Genomic DNA, 2,789 nt, shown 5'->3' with positions numbered 1-2,789 from the left:
CCCGCGTTGGGCGGAAAGCCGAAAAGCACGATGGCGGCTGTCTTGTCGGCGTTGCGCTTGCGGCGCAGAGACGCCGCGCGCATCGTCTTCTCGACCAGGCTGTCGATCCGCTCGGGGCAGGGCTGCATCGACTTGGCGTGATCCTCGGGCGCGCGGCAGGCATGCCGGCAGCCGTCGCAGCCTGACGCCCCGTGCCGCCCGGCGAAGACCGTCGGGCAGGTCGCGCCGTCGAGTTCGGGCAGCGCCACCAGCATCGTCGTTTCGATCGGCCCCAGTCCCGTGTCCGACGCCGCCCACTGGCCCAGCGTCTGGAATTCGAGCGGGTGCGCCGCGATGTACGGCACGTCGAGCGCCTTAAGGACGCGGACAGCCGCGTCGCTGTCGTTGTAGGCCGGCCCGCCGACCAGGCTGAACCCGGTAAGCGAGACCAGCGCGTCGATCTTCGCTTCGCCATCGTCCATAAAGAACGCCTCGACCGCCGGCCGGCCGTCGAGCCCGGCTGCGAAAGCCGGCAGCACCCGCACGCCGCGAGCCTCGAAGGCGCGGATGACGCCATCGTAATGCGCGCAATCGCCCGACAGGACGTAGGAGCGCATCATCAGCAATCCGACTGTCGCCACAGGCTGTTTCGGCCCGGGCAGGTCGCTCGCCCGGGTTGTAATGCGCTGCGGCAGGTCGGGATGGTAGAGGCCGACCTCGGCATATTCGATCGGCGCGGCGCCCTCGCGGCCCAGCCAGTCGGGACGCGACACGGCGTACCGGCCCAGCAGGTAGCGGACCATCTGCTCCATGTTGTCGTCCGAGCCGCCCAGCCAGTACTGCATGACCAGGAACCACGACCGCAGGTCCTGCGCCTTGCCCGGGATCATCCTCAGGATGCGCGGCAGGCGGCGCAGCATCGCCATCTTCTTGGCGCCATCCTCGGCCGAGGGCTTGGACGAGCCGCGCAGCTTCTTCATCAGCGCCATCATGCCCGAAGCGGGCTGCATCATGTCGAGCTTGCCGATCCGCGTCAGCTTGACGATCTCGGCATCGGCGATCACGCCGATCATGCCGTCGACCCGGTCGCGCGCGGCACGCAGGTCCGGCAGGATGGGCTTCACGTGCGGTTCGAGGAAAAGCAGGTTCGCCATGATCATGTCGGCGCCCGCGATGGCGCGCCGCGCGGCGTCCAGTGCCTCGGGGTTCTCATTCCACTCGGCGGCGGCGTGCACGTCGACTTTCAGCCCAGGGAAATCCTGCGCCAGCCGCAGCGACGCCCGCGCCATCGGGCCCGCCGCGTGGTTGTCCAGCGTCAGGATGACGAGCGTGTAGCTCCGCTGGGTATGGGCCTCATCGCGCATAATGGGCCTTCGCTTCGTAGAGCGTATCCACGCCGATCTCGGCCATGCCGCGCTCGGCGGCGAAACTCTCGGTGTTGCGGCGGGCCTTGCCGCGCACGAAGAAGGGGATCTTCTTCAGCTCCTTCTCGGCGGCGGGCAGCCAGACGACGGCGATCCCGGTCGCGTGTGCGGCCGGCGGCGTGTCGATCGTTTCCTGCTGGGCGAGCGGCACGGGCTTGTGGCCGTGATGGCTGGGTCCGGCAGCATCGTGGAATTCGAAATCCTCGCGGAACATGGTCAGCAGGTGTTCCTCGAGCCCCATGACCAGCGGATGCACCCAGGTGTCGAAGATCACGTTCGCACCCTCGATCCCCATCTGCGGGGCGTAGCGCGCCGGGAAGTCCTGCACGTGGACCGGGGCCGCGATCACCGCGCAGGGGATTCCCAGCCGCTTGGCCGTGTGACGTTCCATCTGCGTGCCGAGGATCAGTTCGGGCGCGGCCTCTTCGATCGCGCGCTCGACCTCGAGGTAGTCGTCGGTGATCAGGGCGGTCAGCCCGTGGTCGCGGGCGGCCGCGCGTACCGGGCGGGCCTGTTCGCGGTTGTAGCAGCCCATGCCGACCACCTCGAACCCCATCTCGTCGCGGGCGATGCGGGCGGCGGCGACCACGTGCGTGCCGTCACCAAACAGGAAGACGCGCTTGCCGGTGAGGTACGTGGAATCGACGCTGGCCGAGTACCACGGCAGCCGCAGCCGCGCGTCGTCGAGCGCGGGCGAGAGGCCGTTCAACTCGGCCACCTCGGCCACGAAATCGCGTGTGGCGCCCACGCCGATCGGAACCGTCTTGGTGTAAGGCTGGCCGAGGGTCTTCTCCATCCAGCGCGCGGCGGTCTCGGCCGTCTCGGGGTACATCAGCACGTTGAAATGCGCCTGACCCATCCGGGCGATGTCGGTGGGGCGCGCGTCAAACGGCGCGACGACGTTCACGGCGATGCCCATGTCGGCCAGCAGCCCGGTGATCTCGGTGATGTCGTCGCGATGGCGAAAGCCCAGAGCGGTCGGGCCGATCAGGTTGGCGGTCACGCGCGCGGTCCGCTCCATCGGGCGGGCCAGCGCCTTGACGATCTGGAAGAAGGTCTCGTCCGCGCCGAAATTCTCCTTGCGCTGATACGAAGGCAACTCCAGCGGGATCACCGGCACCGGCAGGCCGATCGTCTCGGCCATACCGGCCGGGTCGTCCTGGATCAGCTCGGCCGTGCAGGATGCGCCGACGATCATCGCCTCGGGGCGGAACCGGTCATAGGCGTCGAGGCAGGCGCGCTTGAACAGCTGCGCGGTGTCGGCGCCCAGGTCGCGCGCCTGGAACGTCGTGTAGGTCACCGGCGGGCGGTGGTTGCGCCGCTCGATCATGGTGAACAGCAGGTCGGCATAGGTGTCGCCCTGCGGCGCGTGCAGCACGTAGTGCA

Annotated in this window: 2 protein-coding genes; both read right to left on the bottom strand. The window is 68.7% G+C overall.

The window, feature by feature from the left end; genetic code table 11:
- On the bottom strand, positions 1-1,343 hold a 1,343-nt coding region (locus ACFDTC_RS18000), incomplete at its 3' end, for a cobaltochelatase subunit CobN (RefSeq protein WP_375260253.1).
- Positions 1,333-2,789, bottom strand: a 1,457-nt coding sequence (gene bchB / locus ACFDTC_RS17995; RefSeq protein ID WP_375260252.1) for a ferredoxin:protochlorophyllide reductase (ATP-dependent) subunit B, incomplete at its 5' end; no start/stop codon positions are given. The genes bchB and ACFDTC_RS18000, both read right to left, overlap by 11 nt.

Source organism: Citreimonas sp. (assembly GCF_042096055.1).
GTDB lineage: Bacteria > Pseudomonadota > Alphaproteobacteria > Rhodobacterales > Rhodobacteraceae > Citreimonas.
The sequence above is the reverse complement of the archived record's forward strand: the minus strand, read 5'-3'. Positions and strand labels throughout refer to the sequence as shown.